Origin of the sequence: Nostoc sp. S13, assembly GCF_029379315.1 — a bacterium.
Taxonomy (GTDB): Bacteria; Cyanobacteriota; Cyanobacteriia; order Cyanobacteriales; family Nostocaceae; genus Nostoc.
Map to the genome: position 1 here is coordinate 18,493 of NZ_JAQYWQ010000005.1, position 20,724 is coordinate 39,216.

Below are 20,724 nucleotides of genomic sequence, written 5' to 3' on the forward strand. Positions count from 1 at the left end.
CATTTGGGTGGGCAATTGCTCACTTTTTTATTTTTTTAAACGCAGAGGGACGCTAAGGTACGCTGAGGAAGAAATGATTGTTTTAAGTGAATCGACTCAACAAATAGAGTCATTTGTCAGCTTTAGCGAAAATAAATTAATGGGGTAATTTTGTCACGTATTAGCTTATTATCTTTTTTGTAGTAGTTTACAAGTAAGTAGATAAGATGAAATCTGAACAACTCTCAGCCATTCATGTGGCAAACGGAAATCTTGTGCCCATGAGCAACAAACCTCCTATTTTGTCCAGCATTAATCACTGGAACGGGATTGTGCTTGAACAGCATCATTTACCCGCCTTTGAATGTCCAGAGCTTTGCTTGCAGCAGCACAGCATTAATATTTGGCTTGGTAATTCATGTCAAATAGACTGGCGATTAGCAGGTGGAAGGTTACACAGTACGCAGATGAGGAGAGGTTGGGTTAATGTTACTCCAAAGGGAATTCCGACTCAAGCCCGTTGGCATCAGGAAATAAAATTTCTCCTAGTCTCTTTTGATTCCAGTCTATTTAACAGAGTCGCAGATGAGCTAATCATTGGAAGCAATCCCACTATTGAAATTATCCCACAGCGCGGAGTCTGCGATCGGCAAATTCTTCATCTGGGAATGGCACTCAAAGCAGAGCTTGAAGCCGGATGTCCATGTGGTAAACTATATGGTGAATCAGTTGCTATTGCTCTAGCAGCCCATCTCCTCAAAACTTATTCTGGAATACGGCAACTAATTACAGAGTTTGAGGTCAATCTTTCTAAGCGTCAATTACGGCAGGTAATTGATTATATTTATGACAACTTAGCACTAGAATTAACGCTAGTAAAACTGGCTAGTCTAGTGAATATGAGTTCCTATTCATTCTGTCGTTGGTTTAAACGTTTAATCGGTCTTTCTCCACATCAATACGTCATTCAATGTCGGATTGAGCGAGCTAAGTTTTTACTCACTTATACTCAATTACCTATTATCGAAATTGCACTTCAAGTTGGCTGTTCTAGCCAAAGTAATTTTACTACCATTTTTCATAAGCATATTGGAATCACACCCAAAGCATATAGAGACATGATATAAATGTTGAAATTTTGCAAGATTTCAACATTTTGAAAGCAAGTTTTTAGAAGACAGGAGTGTCACTCGCAATTTATTCTGATAATTGACCAGTGAAAATTGAAAATCTCATGCAAAATAGCCAATACGAGCAACAGTATAAGAAAAAAGTAATTGATTTCTTTGATAGCAGAAATAGCTACGACAACGATTACACAATTCATCGTGCTCTGCCTCTACTAGATTTAGTTCAACTGCAAAAGGGACAAAAAGTATTAGATATGGCAACTGGCACAGGTATCATTGCCATAGCTATTGCACAAATTGTTGGCTTTGAAGGAAAAGTAACTGGAGTAGATTTTTCTTCAGGGATGCTAGCCCAAGCCCAACAGAAAATTGAAGAATTAGGCTTGCAAAATATCGAACTCATTGAAGCCGATGCTGAATATATCGACTTCAATGATGAGAGTTTCGATGTAATTCTTTGCTCTACAGCTATAGTATATTTTAAAGATATTCCTGCTGCTCTGAGTAAATGGTATCGTTTTCTAAAACCAGAGGGAGTTGTAGGTTTTTCTTGTTGCTCTGAGCAATCTTGTGGAGCGCCACTCATAATTAATATTTGTGACAAACATGATATTTTGCTGACAAATATCAATGAACCAACAGGAACTCCTGAAAAGTGCGATTATCTGCTTGCAGAAGCTGGTTTTAAAGATATTCAAGTGAAGATCCAACAACTAGGTTTCTACCGTAATCTAGAGCAAGCTAGAGAATGGAATGGAGGATGGTTTCATCCCAGAGAAAATCCCTTGTTACAAGTTTCATCAGACCAAATGGCACAATTAAAAGCAGAGTATCGTCAAAAAATTGAAGCAGAAGCAACCGAGGAAGGAGCTTGGTATGAAAATCTGACTTTTTTTGTAACTGGTCGAAAGGTTTAGAGTAAACTCTAACTTTCTATTGTATTTAGCCAATTCATTAAATCAGCTTCACTGACAAAATCTAGTAATACTTCACCTAAGTCCTCTAACTGAGCCAGGGATAACTCTTGCAACCGAGATTGTAACTGAGAATTAATTGAACCAAGCCGACGAGTTAATAGACGCATCACTAGCCTCAGTTCTGATTGTCTTCCTTGTTCAATACCTTGTTCAATACCTTGTTCAATACCTTGTTCTCTCCCTTTTTGAAGTCCTTCTGGGAGAATTTCTTGATAAATGGCAGATTCTCTCATATCTTCTCTCCTCAAAAACTGACGAATGAGTTCCGGCTCAAATACCAACCCTGCTAGAAGTTGGGTACATACCGAGATACTTTGCTTGGTAGCTGCTTCTTCAATCATACTCACCTGAACTGCTACCTGTTGAAGTAAGCTTTGAGGAGAATCTGTTCGCGCCAAAGTTGCCAGAGGTAATAAACCAGGAGATAACAGTAAGGGTTCTGGATCTTGTTCCCAAATTCGGATGACGCGGTAACGGTGGGTAGTATTGCGGGCAGTAAATTGATCTACAAATACAGCTTCTGAAGTTTTGGGTTTAAGGAAAATCACTACCTGCTCGATATCGCAATTGTATTGTCGATATAGCTGCACCCAATAGTCCAGCATCCGCAGTGGTAAGGGTGGTGTCGATGCTGGTAAGGTTTGAAACTTCTAAATGCAGTATTTGATTGGCAGTTTGCAAAAAGGTTACTGAGTCGGCACGAATTGGTTCTTGATTTAATTCTGTTTTGAGAATCTGGATATTCGTTGCCTCTGATGCGAGTAAGTAGCGGAGAAAATCTTCTGGATACTGCTCAACCAGATATTTTAGGGTGTTGTCGTATGTCACTTTGATGTCAGTTTGAACATAAAAAATTTCAGCTTATACCAATTAAAAAAATATGAGAGATACAAGCCTGGAAACTCATATGAAATCAGGCTTTTTAAATTTTCAATTTTGAATTGGTAAGTAACTGGACAAAAATATTTACAGTCATTGAGAAGGTCGTGAAGCAATCCCAAACCCTTGCGATTGCTTCTCTACGAGACGCTCCGCGAACATTCCGCTTTGCTTCATTCGCAATGACATTGTGTAATTAATTCTGTCCGACTACTTATTAAGGATTGTTTATTGTTAGCGCTACTCTACGACAAACTACTGCTCGCTAATAGCGCTAACATTTAAATTTGGTGTCTTTTCAAAATTACATTGTCAAAGATTGAGGATTCGTCTCAATCAATTTCGCTAAATCTTGCAAGAACGCCGCAGCATGGGCACCGTAAATAATCCGGTGGTCGGAAGTAATATTGACTTGCATTTGTTGGCGCACACCAAATAAACCGTCGGGTGTTGCTACCACTTGCGGACGGGATGCCCCGATCGCTAAAATTGAACCTTGTCCAGGCGGTAAAATCGCATCAAATTTGTCTACGCCAAACATCCCCAAATTGGACAGGGTAAAAGTACCACTGTTGTATTCTTGGGGCTGTAATTGTTTTGCCCTCGCACGTTCTACCAAAGACTTCCAAGTACGCGATAGAGAATATATATCCACTGCGTCTGCATTTTGTAGCACAGGCGTAATCAATCCGCCATCATCCATCGCTACTGCTACGGAAATGTTGATATCAGAATGATAAACAATACCCTGGTCTGAGTAGCTAGCATTTAACAACGGGTGTTTTTGCAATGTCACCGCTACAGCTTTCGCCAGTAGCGCTGTCATTGTCACGCCTTTGGATTTAATTTGTTTATAAAGTTTGTCTAATCCATCGGTGGTGATTGTATAACCGACACGGAAGACGGGCACGGATATGGTGGCTACCATGTTCCGCACTACGGCATTTTGGAAGGTAGTTAAAGGCACAATTTGACCAGGAACAGCCGCTACTACTGGTGTGGCTGCTGGTGTCCGAGGTGCTGGGGGTGCAACTGGGGCGCTGGTTGGTACGGGTGCTGGTGGCGCAGATGGGGCAGGGGCGGGTTGTTTGCCTTGATTGGACAATGCTTCTACATCTTCGGCAACAATGCGACCGTGGGGACCACTGCCTTGGAGAGTAGTTAAATCAACTTTGAGTTCTTTGGCTAATTTGCGGGCACGGGGTGAAATTACAAGCCTTCCTTCTTTGTGGTTAGACCCGTTTTGAGACACTAAGGCAGGTGTTGCGGCTGAGGCTCTGGCGGCGGGGATTGCTTCGGGAGATGAGGTAGCACTTGCAGCCACACCGCCGGAATTGGCAAGAGATTTCGCCTGTTCAATTTCAGCTTCCGTTTCGGCTATAAAGGCGATCGCAGATCCTACCGGGGCAGTTTCACCAGCTTCAACTATGATATGGGCAAGAAATCCCTCATAAAAGGTTTCTACATCCATATCTGCCTTATCTGACTCTACAACCACCACTGTTTCGCCTTTTTCCACTTTGTCCCCTGGCGATTTCACCCAGGAAACGATTTTGCCTTCCGTCATGGTAGAACTCAGCGCCGGCATAAATACTTCGTGAATGCTCATAGGGTGGTTTGGGAATCAATGGTTTATGGACTTTAACAGCTTTTGTCAGATCGAATTGTATCTTGATGGGAGAGTTTTGGACTGGAGATTTTATATTTTAGGTTGGGCATTGGGCATTGGGCATTGGGTATTGGGCATTGGGCATTGGGCATTGGGCATTGGGCATTGGGCATTGGGCATTGGGCATTCGAGGAGATGAGGAGATGAGGGGGCAGGGGAAAGTTGCTAACTCCAAACTCCTAACTCCTAACTCCAAACTCCAAACTCCTAACTCCTAACTCCTAACTCCTAACTCTTGACTTTAGGAACCTAAATATAACTTAGAGGTCTATAATACAGAGCCATCCTCAATGGTTAGCCAATATCTGGTTTTAGTTGTTGATTTGCAAAAACCACCACGAGTTTCTCACAGATTAAATGGGATTGGTATTTATATTCCTCATAACCACTGCTTAAGATACAGGAACTTCTCACAGGTAGAGGATATGGGATACAGTTCAATCTAGAATTCAAAATTGGTAATAAACCTATTTGAAATTCCTGTTTACTTTTATGTCGGCAAAGTTGAAATTCTTTTTGATTATGATACTAGGTATTTTTGCCAGTGCTGGCGCTGGAGTTTATATTATCCAGGAACAGCCACCTGCACCGATTATTGAGACTAGTGATGGGCAAACGCAGCAGGTGGCAGCAATGCATCAGTCTCAAGAGGTTGTGGCATACTTAGAGCGTTCCGATTATAAAACTATACCTCTAGAAAAGATTAACTCATCTCTCCAAGGTAGTGATCCTGCTACCCTCGCCCTGAATGCCTTTGACGACATAGGATCAGTGGGAGGAACGCGAAAGGTAGAGGTAGCTTATCCGCAACGGAATCAGGCTTTTGTGACGATTACGGAAATTAAGCGGGGTGATGATTCAGTTAGTACAGTTAAATATCGAGTTGAGATGACCACCTTTGGGCGATCGCTTTTTATTAGCTCACCTCCAGTATGGCAAATTGTTTGGGCTGGAGTTAGGAGTTAGAAGTAGAGACGCGATTAATCGCGTCTCTACAGGAGTTAGTTAGGAATTTACACTCATAACTCATAACTCATAACTCATAACTCCTAACTTTTTAAATGTCGCCGCGAATTTCTTCGACAACGCCATCACGCAGAACGATTTCGACCTGCATTTTGCTAATCAGGTTATCACCGATTTCTGCCCGGAAAAAGCCTTCCATTTGAAATTGGTTAACTTCCTGATCTTGCTGGAGAAACTGCACTTGCTGAAGGTTTTGCAGCAACTGATTTTTCTGCTCTAGGAGTTCACTTTTCTTTTGATTGACTTGGAGTTGGATATTGTCAATTTGTTGGAGGGTCTGGGGGCCAGGTGGTTGCAGACTCTGCTTTTGAATTGCCGCGACCGCTCTTTGTCCTTCGACTTCTAGCTGTTGCAGTTGCTGGTCGATTTGATTGATCTGCGTTTGTAGCTGCTGTTGTACTTCCTCTTTCCAGAGGGGAGTAACAATGACTTTAACGTTAACGACGCGTTTCAGGAGCAAATTAGATTTCGAGGCATCCATAAATATTTCACGTTCACTCTTTACAGTTAGCGGGTGGAATCATCAGGCAAACATGCCGTCAATAATATCGCGATAGCGTTCCGTGACGACGTGTCGTCGAACTTTCAGTGTTTGTGTCATCAAGCCGTTTTCGATGGAAAACTGTTCCAGAATCAGTTTGAACGTTCCGATGCGGTCATCCGGTCGAAAGCCTGGACGATTTTGCACTTCCCGATTCAATTCTTGCCGAAATAAATCCTGGATCATTTTACTCTCCAAGTCAATTTTTTGACTAGGTGAGGAAATCACCTGATCATTGTGCGTGTCCAGTGTAAGATTCTGACTTGCTGCCCATTTTTCTATGGCTTCGAGATTAGGGATAATTAAGGCTCCCAGGCTGCGCTGATCTTGGCCGACGAGCATAATTTGATCGATGTATGGCGATCGCAAACAGGCATCTTCAATTGGCTGTGGCTCGATGTTTTCCCCGTTAGTCAATACAATCGTATCCTTCGCCCTGCCAGTCAGCACTAAGTCGTCTTCTGGTGTCAACCAACCCAAATCGCCGCTATCAAACCAACCTTCAGCATCAATTGCTTTCGCTGTCGCTTCGGGATTTTGGTAATAGCCTTGCATAATCTGCGGCCCCCTCAACAATAGCAAGCCTCGCTTCTCTACTGGTAGAGGCGCTTTTGTCTCAGGATCTACAATTTTAGCTTCTGTAGCCGGAAGTGGTTCCCCTGATGCACCAATCAAATTTCGCCAAGGACGCCGCACATGGGTAACAGGAGAAGTTTCTGTCAAGCCATAACCTTGCAAAATCTGCACACCAATAATTTCAAAGAAATTATCTATGTGTCTGGGAAGCGCACCACCGCCGCTAATCATCTGCTTAACTTGTCCTCCTGTGGCTTCTCGCACCTTGGCATAAACCAGTCGTTCTCCCAAGGCATGGAGGGGTAATAAAGCCGATGCTTGTATCCTAGCTGCTAATCGTTCGACGGGTGAAGCATGAAGATTATTTAAACTCAACCCTTGAGCAACTCGCCACGCTTTCATATATTTTTCGCTAGTGCCCCATAAAAAGTTAATTAGGCGTTGCTTATTCGCTGGTTGTTCGCGGAACTGCTTTTGAACTCCTTCATAAATCGATTCCCACAGGCGGGGTACACCCACCATATAGTTGGGTTTAAATTGTCTCAAATCTCCTTTCACAGAGCGCAAGTTGGTATAAACTTGTGTGCAACCTTGAGATAGTAGGTAATATTCAACAGTTCGTTCGTAGCTGTGCCAGGAAGGTAGAATACTGAGAACGATATCGCCCACGTTTGGTTGCAATACTGTCCCAAATGTTGTTACTTGGTGCATCAAATTGTTATAAGACAGCATTACACCCTTGGGTTTGCCCGTTGTGCCAGAGGTGTAAATTAGGGTTGCTAGAGCGTCACGATTTTGCTTGACTGCCACAAAATTATGATTTACCCCAATTTCGATCAACTGGGCAAAGTTCAGCACCTTTAGGGTGTCGTCTGTTGGTGGTGCTTCATCAGAAAGTAAGATGACTACCTGAATTGGTAAATCTTTGAGGCGATCTTGCAGTTTTTTAAGTGTTTTTAAATCCTCAACTACTATTGCCGTACTGCCACTATTAGCGATGATAAATAGCAGTTCTTCTTTTTCCGCTTGGGAGCTACGCACCGCATTAACTGCTCCAGCGCTCATTATCCCTTGATCGGCAATAAACCAGCGAGGACTGTTGTCAGCAATTAGGGAAATGCGATCGCCTACCTTTACTCCCAAGGCCTGTAACCCAGCAGCAAATAGTCGTATTTGCTCTGCCAACTGGGTATAAGTAATCGCTACTTCTGGTTTACTGTGAGGGTTGCGGAGGGCGACAACATCACCAAATCCTTGAGCTGCCAAAGGCCAAATTTCTGGCAGCGATTCTACATTTGTGTAATCTACTAACCGCTTTAATGCCTCGCGTTCTCGCTCACTGATATTAGATAAAAAAGAAGACGCGGTTTGGGTTTTTGACATAACACCTTACCTAAATATTGTAAACTGATCGTTTTCCAGTTTATTTTGTTATTACGCTACAATAACCGTCCTGATTATCCACATTCTCTTCTGTATATGAAAATTCCAGGAATTCCACGTTTATATTTACAAAAATTTATGTTAAAGTTAATTAACATAGACTGCAACCAATAGATTGACTGAACATCAATGCTATACATACATTATGCTTGCATCTAAAAACAGCGATTGCCTATTTTTCACAGGAGATGATTACCTATGAATTTGATAGATACTATATTGCTAACGCTGCTCAATATTGCTGCTTGCATGGCGTTACCTAAGCTTTTAGCTATCCTTCTGGCTGATAAAACTAAAGTTACTGAAGCGTTGTCGAATGGTTCCAAATTACAAACAGCCAGAGTTGAACTTACCAGTTTTCCTTATTGTACAGCTTACGGACTGACAGGTAGCCAATTTTGTAAATTCAGCCCTAATTTCTGTTCTAGCTGTTCTCCAAATTGATGGACTGTTTGCCAGTAAATTATTTAAAAATTTAGGTAAGATAGTTTATCTACCTCACCTAAATTTTGGCAAAACAACCAACTTTAACGCAGCCTAATGTCTACCTATGAATAGCGCAAAACTCCATTATTATTGTATATTCCCTTAATCAGAATTGATGTTGAGTTGTATGTGCCATTAATTCTGCGACAACTTGCCGTTAAGGTCGCTCCAGTAACACCAATATTCCGACAAGAATTTTGATAACTACTAGCGGATCTGGGATTACTACTATAAAGCAAAACTCCATTACCATTGAATATTCCCCGAATCAGAATTGATGTTGAGTTGTATGTGCCATTGACTCTGCGACAACTTGCCGTTAAGGTCGCTCCAGTAACACGAATGTTTTGACAGGAAGCTGCATAACTACTAGGATCGGTGGGTGCTGCAAAAGCAGGATTAATAGGAATTGTAGCCATGATTGCACCACAAACAGTAAGAGTCATTAAACGTGGTGACTGACTTAGCTTTGCCAGATAAGACATGAGTGTTCTCCTTTGATAAATTAAGTTTTATTGCCCTTGTTTTACGTGAAAAAGGACAATATAAATATTATCAGCTTTTGTGTTAAGTATGTGAGTGGGAAAATTTCTAACTAGATCATTGCGAGTGAAACGTTCACGTCTGGTACAGAAGCAATCACAAAGACTTTGACAATTTTACATTTTGTTACGAGGTTAGCTTACAAGTTTGCTGATGCTTGAAGTGAAATGCCCTAGCCCTCTTTTATCTCTGTGCTCTGAATTTTGACTCCTAAATTCTGTTTCGATAAATATTTATACAGGGAAAAACTGGTCTACAGTACAGCTAAAAGCAGGCAATAGGGCAGAAATTATATTATCACTACTAAATAGGGTTTCTACCAATTTCAGTTGATTGTCTTCGCGCCCATAGACCTCTAGTTTACGCGATCGCCAATCAGCAATCCAATATTCTTTTACTACTCTGGAAGAATAAAGTTTAAGTTTAGCTTCATTATCGCGTCTTAAGTCTTCGTTGCTAGAAGACAAAACTTCTACTACTAAATCTGGTGCGCCAGTTAAATGTCCCGCTTCATCCAATGTTAGCGCCAAGGTTTCTTTGGTAGCCCAAACTATATCAGGAATCACGTTATCTGATTCTGAAAACAAAATACCAGGGCTAGGAATAGCTTCTCCTAAACCAGTAGACTCTGACCAAACATCAAGCTGTCCGAAAATCTTACCACAAGTTTGCTGATGCTTGAAATGAGATGCCCTAGTCACAAATAATTCTCCATCAACTATCTCGTAGCGCGTCCCTTCATTTTCTGCGAAGAGTTCCACATCGTGAATTGTCCAGCGTACTCCTGTATTAAGCATCTGACTCATCGGTTAACTCCTTATTGATTCTGAATTCTGTATTCTGAATTCTGTATTCTTCTTCAATTATCACTTGCGATTTTGGCGCCGCCACTTACCCCGTACTAAGCGAATTTCATCAAAACTATAGCTTTCACCTAGTTGTTCTTTAATAGGAGTGAGGGAAATGTCACCGAGTACTTCTAAAACTTGCCAAATTTTTTGTTGATGTTCTAGAGGTACTAATTGACTTAAATCAACTGACTGATTTTTCTCAATTAGTTTTTCTAGATGATTTCTGACTGTTGCCGGACTAAGGTTGCGTTTTTGGGCAATTTGAGCGATATTTAAACCTTGTTGATGTAATTGTAATGTCTGTAGTTCAGTATAAGAAGCTGAGTTGGGAGAGGATACAAAATTAACAGATTTATCTTGCAAACCTTTTTCTTGGCGGTAGGCGCGAATTTCTGTAATAAACTTTTCGCCATATTGGGCAAGTTTGTGACTACCTACACCAGAAAGTTTGGCAAATTCAACTAAGGTTTGGGGTTGTACCTGTACCATCAATTTTAAAGTGGAATCGTGGAAGATGACGTAAGGTGGTACAGATTGTTCATCAGCTAATTGTTTACGTAGCGATCGCAACTTCTGTAATAATACTTCTGCTGCTTCTGCTTTTTCACTCCCCTGTTCCCAGGTAATCTTTTGGACTGTGGTTACAGCTAGCGAAACTGTACGTTGTTTTCGCATTACTTGCCAACTTAAGGCATTTAGTTTTAAAACTGAGTAACCATCGCTAGTTTGTTCTATTAACCCTTGATGTAAAAGCGATCGCCCCAACATTCGCCATTCATCTACACTCTTATCTTTGCCAATACCGTAGGTAGAAAGTTTATCGTGTTCATACTGGATAATTTTGTCTTTTTTTGCCCCCCGTAACACATCAATTATGTGTAGCATCCCAAACCTTTCTTTGCAACGTGCCACACAAGATAAAAACTTCATGGCTTCAATTGTCCAATCTTGTATTGGTTTGGGATAACGACAATTGTCACAGTTAGCGCAATTTCCAGGAAACCTTTCTCCAAAATAACCCAGTTGAATCGTTCGCCGACAATCAGTGCCTTCAGCGTAATCGATCATCTGCCGCAGTTGTTGTTTGGCAATCAACTGTTCTTGAGGGTCAGTTTTTTGATCAATACTCCATTCAATTGTTTTAACATCACCAAAGCTGAAAAATATTGTACACCGAGATAGTTCTCCGTCTCTACCTGCCCGACCCGATTCTTGATAATAACTTTCTATATTTCTGGGCATATCAAAGTGAACTACCAACCGCACATCGGGTTTATTAATTCCCATCCCAAAGGCGACTGTTGCCACCATAACCCGAACATCATCTCGAATAAATCGCGTTTGATTACTACTACGTTCCTCATCAGTTAATCCGGCGTGATAAGGCAAAACAACAACTTGATCATTTTGTAGTTTAAAAGTGAGTTCATCAACTTTTTTACGAGTTAAAGAATAAATAATTGTCGAACCTTCAGTTTCTCGAATTAGTTCTAACAATTCAGCGTAAGCATATTTAGTTTTAGGGCGAACTTCGTAATAAAGATTATCACGATTAAAACTGGCAAGATGAATTTTAGGTTGCTTTAGTCCTAATTGTTGAATGATATCACTACGGACGCGATCAGTTGCTGTGGCGGTGAGGGCGACGGTAGGGACATCAGGATAGCGTTTTCTCAGAGATTTTAACTGGCGATATTCTGGACGAAAATCGTGTCCCCATTCAGAAACGCAGTGCGCTTCATCAATAGCAAAGCTAGAAATACCGATTTTTTCTTTAACTAAATCGAGAAACGGTAGAAACCTTTCACTCAAGAGACGTTCAGGGGCGACGTATAGTAATTTTACTTTACCGTTGAGAATGGCTTCTTCCCGCGATCGCACCTTGTAAGTATTCAAACTGCTATTGAGAAATGTGGCATTAATATTATTATTTCGCAATGCTTCTACTTGGTCTTGCATCAAAGCAATTAACGGCGACACCACCACCGTTAGTCCATTTTTTAACAACGCTGGTAGCTGAAAACACAGAGATTTTCCCCCACCAGTCGGCATCACAACCATTAAATCTCGATTTTCCAGCGCATCTTCGATAATTTGCCGTTGTCCGGGGCGGAATTGGTCGTAACCGAAGTGATATTTTAGCGCTTGTTCGAGATGGGGATACTGAAGCATAGCGATACCTACGGTGGGCTTTGCCAACGCTTTTTCGGGGGCGTTCTGCGTGAGTAGTTATTGAAGATATCAGGATTTTAACTCACATCATCGATAGCTTTGGTCAGACCTGCGTTTCTGTTGGCGATGTCTACGATGGGCATTCGGTGACGCACGCTGATCAATGATCATAATACATGAGCGATGTCTACGACGGGCTATGACGCTCGTTCGCCTTTGGCGTCTCCCCTTGGGAGAAGACTCGCTCTAAGCGAATCTATGCCGTTCGCGCAGCGTCTCGTAGAGAAGGCTTTACGCTACGCTATCGGTAACGCTTGACTTTAATCGGCGATCGCCTTATTCCTTTGGCATTCTTCTCAAATCAATGCTACAATCACACTTGGAAGCTCAGGCGAGCGCACTATTGTTCATCCCAAACACTCAAAAATTCTACTTGATTTTGCATTTCTTGTGCTGATTTAGTGGCAATTATTCGTAGAATTCGACGCATTTGCTCACCAATCGAATAATTTTGAAACCCTAAAATGATACCTGCGTGTCGTTGTCCTTGTTCCATTAAATTAGTATGAATTCTATAAAAATCTCGAACATTAAAGCTATAAATTACACGCTGATTATCTAATGCCCATTTTAATTGTTCTTCATCGCTACGGGAAGACATTTGAGATTCATTACTCGATAAAACATCAACATTCCGAAGGCGTAACGCATCTAGAAGATCACTGTCCATTGTATCTTCATCCAGATACAGGCGAATCTTGGTCATTTTGTCGATGAAGCTGGCTGGTAATGTTGTTTTGCTAATTGTTCATAGGCGGTTTTTTCTGCTGCTATATCTTCATCGATTTCATCTCTATTGGCATGATAATAGGTTAGAGCCGCATAAACTTGAGTGATTGTCAAGTGATTTAAGCGTCTTGCTATTTCTTCGGCGTTGTTACCTTGATTATATAAGCCAGCAATTCGGCGAACAGATGTTCCTGTTCCTGTGATCACCGGACGACCACCATGAAGGTTAGGATCAGTTGTGATTAATGTACTGATGTCAGTAAGGATTGCCAAAATTTGCTCCTTGGGACTTTTTTAGGGTTGTTTCTTTCACCATATTAAGACAATGGTGAGTTTGTCGGGTTTGGTTCCTCAACCCAACGTACAAGATCAGCGATACCTACGGTGGGTTTTGCCAACGCTTTTTCGGGGGCGTTCTGCGTGAGTAGTTATTGAAGATATCAGGATTTTAACTCACATCATCGACAGCTTTAGTCAGACCTGCGTTTCTGTTGGCGATCGCAATTGTATTAACAGAACTTCTCTTACCCCAGCTTTCACTTAGCTGGTACTGGCGGTAATCGTGAAAGAATGGAATAATAATCTTGGGCAGCTAATCATGAAGCGAGAATTTAATGTGATATCGAGCGGGATACAGATGGCTACTTTCTCGCTTCGGTTCCTAATCTTGCTGGGTGTCATAGGCAAGCTAAATCTTTAGATGAGTTGATAGAACGTATTCGAGAAGCGATCGCACTCTGTTTGCAATTTGAGGATGAACAGGATTCATTGGATTTTGTAGACGCGATAAATCGCGTCTACATGAGGCTTTTGGGCTTATCTGAACTGTATTGAATTGTGATAAATATATAATGGAGGTACAACTAGGGTTGTACCTCCAGAGGTTGACAACATAAAACGGACACTTTATCTTCCTAAAAATCTAAAATTTAAAATTCACTCAACATCTACCTAAGCGAGAATTTGCAGTTATTACTTTGTGGTGATGCCCTACCTGGGTACATTTTAGCTGTGATTCTAAAGCATCAATCTTTCGTAAAAGCGACACTCCCCACACTATAGAAATCACCAACTTGATAGTCATCCCTGCGAGCAAAAGTGTGACTATTATGGCAGCTTTCTTTTGTTGAGCCAGCCTTTTTTGGTGTTCTGCAAGTCGTGCTTCGACTTCTTTAGTACGTTCAGCCTCTAATGCTTGCTGCATTTCTCGCCGATCTAATTCTTCACTGGTAGCTAAAAATCGATAATCCAAATTGCTTAAGCTTTTACCATTTGCCCAAGTTTGGGCATCAATCAAAGCTTGTCCACGTAATAAGCGAGATTCATCCTTTTCCTTTGAGGCTACCCAGGCATTGAAGCTTTCATAGTAGGGGCGCAAGTCAGCTAATTTTTTTCCAACCCATTCTAAATTGAAAACTTCTTGATAAATTCGGTTTTTGATTTTGAGAAAACCTTGCTTTTTGATCACCAAACCAGACAGCAATAGTTCTACCTGTTCTCGACTATCGTCGGCTGGTACTTTCACTCCTTGGAGAATTTGCTGATAAATTCCCAGCAATCTGGCGGCAGATTGTTCATTTCTGAGGATGCGATCGCGAATTGTCCGTAAATGCTCCGGTTCATCTTGTGATTCCCATTTTTCGATCATGTACGATCGCACCACATTTTCTATCCAAAATTCTTCTGTGCCAGAGGGAATTTTTAGCTTTCTACCCAAATGATCTTGAGATAAACTAACAAGTAGGCGACAGAGCTTTTGAGTCAGAAATGGCTGCCCTTCTGTCCAAGCTAATACTTCTTTCAAAACTTTCTGGGGATGATTGTCTTTAATATCCAGTCCCAAAGCTAGTGGTTGAGCTTCTTCAAAGGTGAAACCATTTACTTGTATGGCTTTACCAAGATTAAACGAGGTAGTATGATTTCGATATACAATTAAGTCTGAAGGTGTCGCAACACCGAAAATTGCAAATGTAATCCGATGATACTCTGGATCAATTGCTCGTTGATTATAACAGAACCGAATCAAATTAAAAAAGTCATCAACAGAGAAATCGAGGCTGAGAATACTATCAATTTCATCAATAAAAATAAATAGTCTTTCGTTAGGAAACTGAGCTAACAGATTTTCCGAAATAAACCGACTCAGTTTCTGAACCAAAGAAATATCATTTTGTTCTTGCCACCAGGTTTTTAAATTGACTTTTCCTAACAGTTTAAAACTCAACCATAGGTCGCCTACAATTCCTTTATACCACTGCTCTGGAGTTATATCTTCACAACCAATATTAGTCATATCAACGGTGGCACATCTAAAGCCCTCTTCTTGCAAGCGATGCTTTGTTTTTACCATAAGTGAAGATTTGCCCATTTGCCTACAGCTCAGGATGTAGCAAAATTCACCCTGCTTTAAGGCTTCGTAAAGTTCTACATCCGCTCTGCGCTCAACATAGCTAGGAGCGTCACTGGTAAGGGTACCACCAACTTGGTATCGATAATTGTTCATTTGATAGATTTTAAATTATTTCTATATCTAAATCAAGAAATTTGTCTCGGAATAGTTGAGATAATTCAGATAATATCGATGGGTAAGCAAGTTACCAATAAGAACTTTAGTGCTTATTTTCTAAGTACTAAAGTCCTGACTACAAACCCTCAAAAGTTGCTTGAAAAATTACTAGAACTATTAGCACTATTTTGTTTTCCAAGCTGTTGGCTAAAATAAAGACGATATAACTCACACATAGCGTGAGCTTGATTACCGTTTAATTGAACCAAACCCATACTTTCTAATTTGTAAGCAGCGATCGCATTTAGCTCAACTTTTTCATCTGTTGCAATTATCTGTTGCATAGCTGACATTAATTCTGGTTCTTTTTGGAGTAGGGTCAACAATTCTCGTAAATGCTGATTGTAAATTCCCACTGGTGTAGAAGCGGTTTCTAATAACATCTCTAATGTCATTTCCTTCTGACATAGATGATAAAGCCCGAGGCTCACCAAATAGGGATGCCCTCCTACCATTGCTTGTAGATGGGCAAGGTGTTTTGTCCCTTCGGAGTCTGCTGCACAATGTAGTCCGTAACGTAAAGCTAAATTCTCTACCTGCTTGAGAGTAAACGGTGGCAGCGTAATTGTTATCCCGACATTAAAAGGCGATTGGTTGAGGTTGAGCGGAATATAAATTTCTGTTGTGTGAACTACCACCATCCGCAGTTTTTGCCAGATTTGATCTTGCTTTGCTTGTTCATGCCAAAATCGCAGCATTGGCAGAAAGTCTTGGGCAATATTGGGATATTCAAAAACTCGATGGACTTCATTCAAAGCCAAAACTACAGGACTACAATCAATGTATTGCAGCAGATATGCTTCAAAATAGATTTTGCAGCTTACCTTGCTGCCCATTTCCGTATCCCAAAAATCATCTAGACAGGGAAAGAGATTTAACTGCCTGCTGACATTCACACAAAACCAACGCAAAAATTTATCAAGGGAACCAAAAACGTCTTGGTCAGCTTCTTGAAAGTCCAAATAGACAATTTGATAACTTTGTTCTCTAGCATAAGCAATCATCCGGTTGAGCAGTGAACTTTTTCCCATCTTTCTGGGTGCTTTGATCCTGATTAAGCAACCAGGATGTAAAATCTCGTTACAAACAAGTTCTTCCAGGGGAGGGCGATTGATGTAAAGAGGAGAACCCAGTGGTACAGGGCCGCTAGGAAATTCTATCTTGCTGGCTGAAAAAAAGTCTGGAGAAACCATTTCTAAACTAGATTCTTCACCCGACTTTTGTTGGATCTGATTCTGCCGATCGCCTATGTTGTCTTGTAGGTATTTGTTCAAGGCTAAATGCAAATTTTTTTTCGTTACCCTTTTTCCAAGCGCAACGGAGAGGTCTTGCCACAACTCAGAGCCAACTTCCTTTATATAATTGTTGCCGTAGCCTGATGCCTCTGCCATTTCACTGTAAGTTTTGCCCAACCAAGATTGAGAGAGCACAAACCACTGAATCGAAGCAAGAGGCTTGTCTTGCAGAATTTTTTCTACTGCTTGCAGAATATCTTCCACGGATATTAAAGGTTAAATAGTTAACAGTTAGTAAATACATTTATCCACTTTAGTCTAGTAATAATATACAACCGAATAAATGCTTAAAAGAGAAAAATAAATTTGTACGCATACAATTTTTTACAGAATAATTAATTTTTAAATAAAGAAAATTATTTGTGTGATACTTCAGAGTAGCAAAAGTCGATTTTAGGATGAAAAGTCAACTGCTACAAATAGTCTTGTTCTCCAGGGTTACAGATAAAAGTAACTTATGAAACCACTATTTTTTGTAAAAATGACAGTACGACCCCTTGTGCGTTTGTAACAAATAGACATCTGGCAAAATTAAACCAATTCGCAATTCTTCTCTACGAGAGGCTGCGCCAACGGCGGCGCTCAGTACAAGTTCGCAATTACCTTTTGTGACGGGGATTTTAATTAGGCATCAAAACAGAAGTGCCTGTCTTGCTGGGGAATTAAACTGAACATACTTTGTTAAATATGTATTATCCACAACCCTTGTAGAGACGTAGCACTGCGACTTCTCTACATTCTATTTAACCAGATATCTAATGGATAAATGAGGATTCAAAGACATTACTTCTTGAGTGCTAGAGTTAAGCCATCTGCGATCGCAATTAAACTCAGACTAACTCGCTGGTCTTGATGCAGCTTCTGATTAAAGGCACGAATCCTTTTAGTTCTATTATCTTGCACTTGGGGGTCGGCAACCTTCCCTGACCAGAGGACATTATCGATCGCAATCAGTCCCCCCGATCGCACTAATTGCAGCGATCGCTCATAATAGCCATCATAGTTGCTCTTATCTGCATCGATGAAGGCAAAATCAAAAGTTTCCGCTTCTCCTGTTGCCAGCAGCCGATCCAAAGTCTCCAAAGCTGGGGCAATGTGCAGTTGAATTTTATCCGCCACTCCTGCTTGCTGCCAATAACGCCGAGCGATCGTTGTAAATTCCTCACTAATATCACAGGCTACCACTTTACCATCCCTCGGTAACGCTAATGCCACCACCAGGGAACTATAACCTGTAAATACCCCAACTTCCAAAGTTTTCTTAGCTCCCAGCAATTGCACCAGTAACGCCAAAAACTGCCCCTGTTCGGGAGCAATCTGCATTCTCCCGATTGGAAACTGGGCTGTTTCCTGTCTCAGTTGGGCCAAAATTTCCGGTTCTCGGAGAGAGACTGATAATAAATAGTCATAGAGGTTTTGTTCGAGTCCTAGTGTTTGAGTTGTCATAATGTGCCTTCCTCTTTTGCCTAAACCCTATCCACTAATTCTCTGTTTTGATCACAAATATGCAGAAAAACTCAAAACTTTTGAGGATTGAATGTCTTTTAAGTGGGCGATGAAAACCAATAGCAGGAAATATTAAGACCTTGAACTTACTAAATTTACCAGCAAAATCCTCAATCCACTGCCTAATATTGACAGTTTAAAGAAATTCAACCTATCGTCTGGAATAATACTCGGCTGTTGTGTAAGAACTCATAACTCAACTTTCATTACCCAGAGGTTTTTATAATGCCTATCGATCTATTGAGCCGCAAAAAAACTCATTTTGTTTTGTGGCGTCCCAGTGCTTCAGAACTAGCTCCCACTCTCTATATTGGCAATACTGCTCCCGAAAGCCCAGACAGATTAGCTCAATTCAGAGAAATTCCGCTTCGTCAATCAACAGAATTCCCAGAATTGTGGGAAGTTTCGGCTCAAGAATCTGGTCTGACTGAAAAAGAGGTCTACTTTTACTGGTTTAAAGTCCGCAACGCAGACCCTTACGACTCTGCCAATGCTAACCAAATTCTCTACTGCACAGATCCAACAGCGACGACTGTGGATCGACGCTTACTTGCACCAAAGCCGTCAGAATCGGGAGGTGTTACTAGCTTAGATCCGGCAAGCGTTGTGCTTTATCAAAATGGCACGCTGATTCCCTGTGATCCCGAAGGGCAAACTGTAAATTGGGAAGGCGATGCTCCTTTAGAGACCCTGCCAACCAATAATCAACTGGTGATTTACGAATTACCAACGCGCTGGACAAAGATTAGCTCAAATGGATTGATTGAAGAAGGAACCGGCACATTTCGTGACATACTGGCACTGTTAATACCAGAAGCGATCGCTCCGACTTTTCCCATACTCAGCGCCTTGAATAACCGCGCTCATCTTGTGGAACTGGGAATCAACGCCCTAGAACTTTTGCCACCAGAAGACAGTGATGATAATCTCAATTGGGGCTATGGTACAGCAAATTATTTTGCCGCAGATTTTGACTTAGGACGCCCAGATAGCCAATCAGCACCGACTGCTTCGACTGATTTAGCTAATCTGATCAAAGTCTGCCATCAACAAGGGTTGCGCTTTTTTCTAGATGTGGTAATGGCATTCTCACGGAATAATCCTTACCATAACGTTAATTTTTTGGAATTTTACATCAAATGGGCTAGTGGTGATCCAGAACAAGGCTCAAGAGATGGCTTTGGTGGGGATTTATTTAAGTACAACTATTTGGTAGAGGGCTATAACCCGATTAGTGGGCAAAAGTCATGGCTTGTCCCAGCCCGTGAATACTTAAAAGCCCATATTGCCCACTGGTTGGAATACTATCGGGTTGATGGTCTGCGGTTGGATAGCGTCAACAATATTGCCAACGATGACTTTTTGCAGGAATTCAAGGATTTTGCCCGCAACCTTTGGGACAAAAGAGGCGGAACCGGGAATCGCTTCCTTGTAGTTGGCGAAGAGTTGAGTGTACCCGTATCTCTCATCCAACAAAATCGTCTGGATGGACTTTGGAATGAAAAGTTCAAGCAAATCATCCGACAGGTGATTTTAGGTAAGAATGCCTGGGATGAACCCAGCTTTGAGTGGAGTATCCGCAAACTAATTGATTGCCGAAACTTAGGCTTTACGGATGGTTCTCAGGCGGTAAACTATATAACTTCCCATGATGTTGGCGGTTATGGTAACGAGCGTTTCTTCAGCTACCTTGTTAGTAATGGAATTGATCATACTGAACCGCGCATTAAGTTGGCATTTGTCTCCCTACTTACCTCTGTAGGAATTCCCATGATCCTTGCTGGAGAGGAATTTGCCGATCAGCAAGATTTGCTTCCAACAGATGATCATAAGCAGATTGACCCAGTTAACTACAGCCGTGTGAAAGATGATTGGCGGCAACGCATTTTCCAATATGTTGCCAGGTTGGTTCACTTGCGTAAGACTTCCGATGCTTTAGCTGTAAATGATACTCAATTTCTTCATGTTGACTTTAATGATGGTAAACGAGTTCTAGTCTGGCAGCGTGGTAATAAAGCCGATCAATTAGTAGTTGTAGTGGCGAATTTCTCTGACTACGGCACTTCTGTTGGTTCTGAGTACAGAGTCCCGAATTGGCCTGCAACCCCTGTTGGTAAGCAGTGGAAAGAAATTACTCAAGAGCGGATAGTTCCATCTGAATGGGTAAGCAGAGAAGGTATCTTCCCGTGGGAAGCAAAAGTATACGCTCTAGTTTAATCTTGATGCCGCTCAGTCAAAATACCACAAAATTCGGATGCTTATTCTGAAACTCGGCGGCTACATCCATGATTATGGG

At 41.3% G+C, this 20,724-nt stretch carries 18 protein-coding genes and 2 pseudogenes; 7 read left to right on the top strand and 13 right to left on the bottom strand.

Translation table 11 applies throughout. From position 1 onward, the window contains the following. Window positions 1–206: 206 nt before the first annotated feature. Both PUQ00_RS02690 and PUQ00_RS02695 read left to right on the top strand, forming a co-directional pair. Window positions 207–1,106, top strand: a complete 900-nt coding sequence (locus tag PUQ00_RS02690; RefSeq protein WP_300412904.1) for an AraC family transcriptional regulator — start codon at window positions 207–209, stop codon at window positions 1,104–1,106. 107 nt (window positions 1,107–1,213) lie between these two features. Beyond that, window positions 1,214–2,026: a methyltransferase domain-containing protein gene (locus tag PUQ00_RS02695; protein WP_300412906.1), complete on the top strand. Its 813-nt coding sequence runs from the start codon at window positions 1,214–1,216 to the stop codon at window positions 2,024–2,026. Window positions 2,027–2,034: 8 nt separating this feature from the next. Here the strand turns inward: PUQ00_RS02695 and PUQ00_RS02700 are convergent. From PUQ00_RS02700 to PUQ00_RS02710, 3 genes and pseudogenes are all read right to left on the bottom strand, one after another. Beyond that, window positions 2,035–2,914 (bottom strand): annotated as a pseudogene (locus tag PUQ00_RS02700) (Rpn family recombination-promoting nuclease/putative transposase). Window positions 2,915–3,269: 355 nt separating this feature from the next. After that, complete coding sequence (locus tag PUQ00_RS02705) at window positions 3,270–4,574, bottom strand: dihydrolipoamide acetyltransferase family protein (protein WP_300412908.1); 1,305 nt, start codon at window positions 4,572–4,574, stop codon at window positions 3,270–3,272. A 32-nt stretch (window positions 4,575–4,606) separates the two neighbouring features. Next, complete coding sequence (locus tag PUQ00_RS02710) at window positions 4,607–4,747, bottom strand: hypothetical protein (RefSeq protein WP_300412910.1); 141 nt, start codon at window positions 4,745–4,747, stop codon at window positions 4,607–4,609. Window positions 4,748–5,156: 409 nt separating this feature from the next. Between PUQ00_RS02710 and PUQ00_RS02715 the strand changes: the two genes are divergently transcribed. After that, window positions 5,157–5,600, top strand: a complete 444-nt coding sequence (locus PUQ00_RS02715) for a hypothetical protein (protein WP_334740762.1) — start codon at window positions 5,157–5,159, stop codon at window positions 5,598–5,600. A 91-nt stretch (window positions 5,601–5,691) separates the two neighbouring features. Here PUQ00_RS02715 and PUQ00_RS02720 read toward each other — a convergent pair whose 3' ends face one another. Together PUQ00_RS02720 and PUQ00_RS02725 are read right to left on the bottom strand one after the other, a co-directional pair. Next, window positions 5,692–6,141, bottom strand: coding sequence for a YlqD family protein (locus PUQ00_RS02720; protein ID WP_300412914.1), 450 nt, complete (start codon window positions 6,139–6,141; stop codon window positions 5,692–5,694). Window positions 6,142–6,183: 42 nt separating this feature from the next. Continuing rightward, the gene (locus PUQ00_RS02725; protein ID WP_300412916.1) at window positions 6,184–8,160 is read right to left on the bottom strand and encodes an AMP-binding protein; all 1,977 of its coding nucleotides are present in this window, start codon (window positions 8,158–8,160) and stop codon (window positions 6,184–6,186) included. A 258-nt stretch (window positions 8,161–8,418) separates the two neighbouring features. On the opposite strand from PUQ00_RS02725, the gene PUQ00_RS02730 reads away from it, so the two are divergent. Beyond that, window positions 8,419–8,664 carry a hypothetical protein gene (locus PUQ00_RS02730; protein WP_300412918.1) on the top strand — a complete coding sequence of 82 codons (246 nt, stop codon included), beginning with the start codon at window positions 8,419–8,421 and terminating at the stop codon, window positions 8,662–8,664. Between the two features lie 104 nt (window positions 8,665–8,768). Here PUQ00_RS02730 and PUQ00_RS02735 read toward each other — a convergent pair whose 3' ends face one another. From PUQ00_RS02735 to PUQ00_RS02755, 5 genes are all read right to left on the bottom strand, one after another. After that, window positions 8,769–9,191 carry a CVNH domain-containing protein gene (locus PUQ00_RS02735; protein WP_300412920.1) on the bottom strand — a complete coding sequence of 141 codons (423 nt, stop codon included), beginning with the start codon at window positions 9,189–9,191 and terminating at the stop codon, window positions 8,769–8,771. 291 nt (window positions 9,192–9,482) lie between these two features. Continuing rightward, a complete protein-coding gene (locus tag PUQ00_RS02740) occupies window positions 9,483–10,055 on the bottom strand; it encodes a Uma2 family endonuclease (RefSeq protein WP_300412922.1) in 573 nt (190 codons plus the stop codon). A 60-nt stretch (window positions 10,056–10,115) separates the two neighbouring features. After that, window positions 10,116–12,272 carry a DNA helicase RecQ gene (gene recQ, locus PUQ00_RS02745; protein ID WP_300413105.1) on the bottom strand — a complete coding sequence of 719 codons (2,157 nt, stop codon included), beginning with the start codon at window positions 12,270–12,272 and terminating at the stop codon, window positions 10,116–10,118. 400 nt (window positions 12,273–12,672) lie between these two features. After that, window positions 12,673–13,038, bottom strand: a complete 366-nt coding sequence (locus PUQ00_RS02750) for a DUF5615 family PIN-like protein (RefSeq protein ID WP_300412924.1) — start codon at window positions 13,036–13,038, stop codon at window positions 12,673–12,675. Further along, window positions 13,035–13,334, bottom strand: coding sequence for a DUF433 domain-containing protein (locus PUQ00_RS02755; protein ID WP_300412926.1), 300 nt, complete (start codon window positions 13,332–13,334; stop codon window positions 13,035–13,037). Before PUQ00_RS02755 ends, PUQ00_RS02750 begins: the two co-directional genes overlap by 4 nt. Before the next feature lie 348 nt (window positions 13,335–13,682). Here PUQ00_RS02755 and PUQ00_RS02760 point away from each other — a divergent pair. Continuing rightward, a pseudogene (locus PUQ00_RS02760) lies at window positions 13,683–13,757 on the top strand (type II toxin-antitoxin system HicB family antitoxin); the annotation flags it as partial. A 9-nt stretch (window positions 13,758–13,766) separates the two neighbouring features. Continuing rightward, the gene (locus PUQ00_RS02765; protein ID WP_300412928.1) at window positions 13,767–13,895 is read left to right on the top strand and encodes a hypothetical protein; all 129 of its coding nucleotides are present in this window, start codon (window positions 13,767–13,769) and stop codon (window positions 13,893–13,895) included. 106 nt (window positions 13,896–14,001) lie between these two features. Here PUQ00_RS02765 and PUQ00_RS02770 read toward each other — a convergent pair whose 3' ends face one another. From PUQ00_RS02770 to PUQ00_RS02780, 3 genes are all read right to left on the bottom strand, one after another. Continuing rightward, window positions 14,002–15,564, bottom strand: a complete 1,563-nt coding sequence (locus tag PUQ00_RS02770; protein ID WP_300412929.1) for an AAA-like domain-containing protein — start codon at window positions 15,562–15,564, stop codon at window positions 14,002–14,004. A gap of 149 nt (window positions 15,565–15,713) precedes the next feature. Further along, window positions 15,714–17,126 (bottom strand): AAA-like domain-containing protein, encoded by a 1,413-nt coding sequence (locus tag PUQ00_RS02775; protein ID WP_335029560.1) that lies wholly within the window; start codon window positions 17,124–17,126, stop codon window positions 15,714–15,716. Between the two features lie 579 nt (window positions 17,127–17,705). Then, window positions 17,706–18,368: a class I SAM-dependent methyltransferase gene (locus PUQ00_RS02780; RefSeq protein ID WP_300412931.1), complete on the bottom strand. Its 663-nt coding sequence runs from the start codon at window positions 18,366–18,368 to the stop codon at window positions 17,706–17,708. Window positions 18,369–18,653: 285 nt separating this feature from the next. On the opposite strand from PUQ00_RS02780, the gene PUQ00_RS02785 reads away from it, so the two are divergent. Further along, on the top strand, window positions 18,654–20,645 hold the full coding sequence (locus PUQ00_RS02785; protein ID WP_300412933.1) for an alpha-amylase family glycosyl hydrolase: 1,992 nt from the start codon (window positions 18,654–18,656) through the stop codon (window positions 20,643–20,645). Window positions 20,646–20,724: the final 79 nt, after the last annotated feature.

Bases quoted from the DNA above. Each gene is read 5' to 3' on its own strand.
- PUQ00_RS02690 (WP_300412904.1), top strand. From the start codon at position 207: ATGAAATCTGAACAACTCTCAGCCATTCATGTGGCAAACGGAAATCTT.
- PUQ00_RS02695 (WP_300412906.1), top strand. From the start codon at position 1,214: ATGCAAAATAGCCAATACGAGCAACAGTATAAGAAAAAAGTAATTGAT.
- PUQ00_RS02705 (WP_300412908.1), bottom strand. From the start codon at position 4,574: ATGAGCATTCACGAAGTATTTATGCCGGCGCTGAGTTCTACCATGACG.
- PUQ00_RS02710 (WP_300412910.1), bottom strand. From the start codon at position 4,747: ATGCCCAATGCCCAATGCCCAATGCCCAATGCCCAATGCCCAATACCC.
- PUQ00_RS02715 (WP_334740762.1), top strand. From the start codon at position 5,157: ATGATACTAGGTATTTTTGCCAGTGCTGGCGCTGGAGTTTATATTATC.
- PUQ00_RS02720 (WP_300412914.1), bottom strand. From the start codon at position 6,141: ATGGATGCCTCGAAATCTAATTTGCTCCTGAAACGCGTCGTTAACGTT.
- PUQ00_RS02725 (WP_300412916.1), bottom strand. From the start codon at position 8,160: ATGTCAAAAACCCAAACCGCGTCTTCTTTTTTATCTAATATCAGTGAG.
- PUQ00_RS02730 (WP_300412918.1), top strand. From the start codon at position 8,419: ATGAATTTGATAGATACTATATTGCTAACGCTGCTCAATATTGCTGCT.
- PUQ00_RS02735 (WP_300412920.1), bottom strand. From the start codon at position 9,191: ATGTCTTATCTGGCAAAGCTAAGTCAGTCACCACGTTTAATGACTCTT.
- PUQ00_RS02740 (WP_300412922.1), bottom strand. From the start codon at position 10,055: ATGAGTCAGATGCTTAATACAGGAGTACGCTGGACAATTCACGATGTG.
- recQ (WP_300413105.1), bottom strand. From the start codon at position 12,272: ATGCTTCAGTATCCCCATCTCGAACAAGCGCTAAAATATCACTTCGGT.
- PUQ00_RS02750 (WP_300412924.1), bottom strand. From the start codon at position 13,038: ATGACCAAGATTCGCCTGTATCTGGATGAAGATACAATGGACAGTGAT.
- PUQ00_RS02770 (WP_300412929.1), bottom strand. From the start codon at position 15,564: ATGAACAATTATCGATACCAAGTTGGTGGTACCCTTACCAGTGACGCT.
- PUQ00_RS02780 (WP_300412931.1), bottom strand. From the start codon at position 18,368: ATGACAACTCAAACACTAGGACTCGAACAAAACCTCTATGACTATTTA.
- PUQ00_RS02785 (WP_300412933.1), top strand. From the start codon at position 18,654: ATGCCTATCGATCTATTGAGCCGCAAAAAAACTCATTTTGTTTTGTGG.